The organism is Okeania sp. SIO2F4 (assembly GCF_010672385.1).
Classification (GTDB): Bacteria; Cyanobacteriota; Cyanobacteriia; order Cyanobacteriales; family Microcoleaceae; genus Trichodesmium.
This window is the reverse complement of sequence record NZ_JAAHGT010001215.1, coordinates 1-2,318: the sequence shown is the minus strand read 5'-3', so window position 1 is coordinate 2,318 and position 2,318 is coordinate 1. Positions and strand designations below refer to the sequence as shown.

The window sequence follows — 2,318 nt, the reverse complement described above, 5'->3', positions numbered from 1 at the left end:
CCGGACATATTTTGCATCAGAGGTCTGCTTCGCAAGCTTGATCAGTTCAGACATCTCAAAGCCTGACCATGGCACGGTCATGGACCATGCCTCTACACAACGGAAACGGTACCAACCTAGTGTTAGTCCCACTAACTCAAATATTGGTAGTTCCCTTAGGGAAGAAAGTAGTTTTGGAGATGTGGCAACTAATTCTGCTAACCCTGATAATAGCAAGAGTCAATTTGGATCGCCCCTGAGTTCTGATAATACAGGAGAAGGTTCTCGTCCGTCATTACCAGGAGAAGTAGGAACTCAACCTACTACGAGTGGTCAGTCAAATTCAGGTATTGGAGATGCTTTGAGCAGTCTTGGTAACTTTGAAGATGGTACTAGCAGAAATTCTGACAACCCTGGTAGTGGAGAACTAGCAGCAGTGGGGTCGCCTTTACAAGATTTTGGTGGTTCAAGAGGGAGACCTACAAAACCTAGTTCTGGTTCCGGTTCTAGCTCCGGTGATGGTTCCGGTGGTGTATCTTGCATTGATTGTCCTCAACCTGATTATCCTAGTTTAGCTAGGGAGGAAGGATTAGAGGGAAACCCTAAGTTAAGAATTGACATTGATTTTGATGGTAATGTAACCAATGTTTACATAGAGAAATCTAGCGGTCATACTATCCTAGATGAAGCTGCAATAGAAGCAGTCAAAGAATGGAAGTTAGACCCAAAGGATGGAGGGCGTCTAGGAGTTCTAGTTACGCTCAAATTTCGCTTGAGATGATTAGTAGCGACGTTGCATGCAACGTCTGTACATCAAATAAATTACTAAAAAAATTCAGTTATGAAAATCAATTTTATTAATATTAAAATGATAAATTCAATCAAAAAACAACTAGGAATTATTTTGGCAGCTTCTAGTTGCTATGTCGGAAGTTTGGTTATCTTACCACAGCTAGCAATGGCTGAACAAGTTACTTCTGCTGATGGTACTAGCTGTGATGGAACAGTCCAAAATGGTAAATTAAATGGTCAGGGAGTCTGCAAATATCCTGATGGTGCTAGCTACGAAGGGAACTTTCTTGATGGTAAACCGGATGGTAAAGGAACATATATTTTTGCTGACGGGGGTCGTTATCAGGGAGAATTTAGAGATGGTGAATTTAATGGTACTGGGGTTTGGGAATTTGCCAATGGCGATCGCTATGAGGGAGAAGTATTGAATGGTAAGTTAGACGGTAAAGGTACTTTCGTTTCTGCTAGTGGTGCCCGTTATGAGGGAGATTTTAAAGCAGGTCAACCTAGTGGTAAGGGTGCGTTTATTACTGCTAAAGGAGACCGTTGTGAAGGAGAGGTAACAAATGGAAAGTTGAATAGCACTGGTTACTGTGAATATTCTACGGGAAACAAATATGAGGGACAGTTGCGTAATGGTCAGAGGGATGGAAAAGGAGTTTATACTTTAGCAAATGGCGATCGCTATGAGGGAGGATTTGCTAATGGTAAATACAATGGTACGGGGGTATATACATTTGCAGCAGGTGGTCGCTATGATGGAGGATTTCAAGATGGTAAATTTCATGGCAAAGGTCTGCGAGAATATACAAATGGCAATCGCTATGATGGAGAATTTAAGAATGGAGAACCCGACGGTCAAGGAGTTCTGAATTTTGCCGATGGCAATAGTTATGAGGGAGAATTTAGGAATGGCAAGATGGATGGTAGGGGAGTCTATAGTTTTACCAATGGCGATCGCTGTGAGGGTGAATTAAAAAATGGTAACTTTAACGGTAATGTGGTTTGCAAATACGCTGATGGCGAAAGCTATGAAGGAGAATTTAAAAATGGCAAAAAGCACGGTGAAGGTGTTTATATTTTTGCTGATGGTACGAAAGTAGAAGGAACTTGGGTTGAGGGAAAAATTAAACAGTAATAATTTTTAGTTTAATTTGAGATAAAAGATTATCTTTTCTTCGGATAATCAAAAAATATCCGATAGTATAGAATCTGGGTAATTAGTTATCCCATAATTCAGGAGTTAGGAATTATGTTAAGTCCGGTTTATAGAGTATTCTTTTGTGTAGATTATGAGATATGGAAATGGTTAAAGAGGATTTTAAAAAAGTAGCTTTTGAAGCTAATTTGGTGTCAGTATAAAGGAAGTATTGGAACTGGTAAATTATGTAGGAGTATTCATAGACATATCTATAAATTTAGTAGATGCAAGAACTGGGATAACTATATAACTGGATTTGATATCATGCAGCTTTTAACTTTCTTTGGAAAATAGGAATCTCAATCGCAAACTCAGTTCCTTCTGAAGGACTAGAAAAACATTTTAG

At 39.4% G+C, this 2,318-nt stretch carries 2 protein-coding genes; both read left to right on the top strand.

Features of this window, described 5'->3' with window-relative positions:
* Positions 1–760: energy transducer TonB (locus F6K22_RS39005; RefSeq protein WP_363275401.1), on the top strand; the 760-nt coding region annotated here is incomplete at its 5' end.
* Positions 761–847: 87 nt separating this feature from the next.
* Positions 848–1,909, top strand: coding sequence for an MORN repeat-containing protein (locus F6K22_RS39000; protein WP_293110319.1), 1,062 nt, complete (start codon positions 848–850; stop codon positions 1,907–1,909).
* Positions 1,910–2,318 lie beyond the last annotated feature (409 nt).

What these genes read in the sequence shown, in the direction of transcription:
- F6K22_RS39000 (WP_293110319.1), top strand. Translation starts at nt 848, where the DNA reads ATGATAAATTCAATCAAAAAACAACTAGGAATTATTTTGGCAGCTTCT.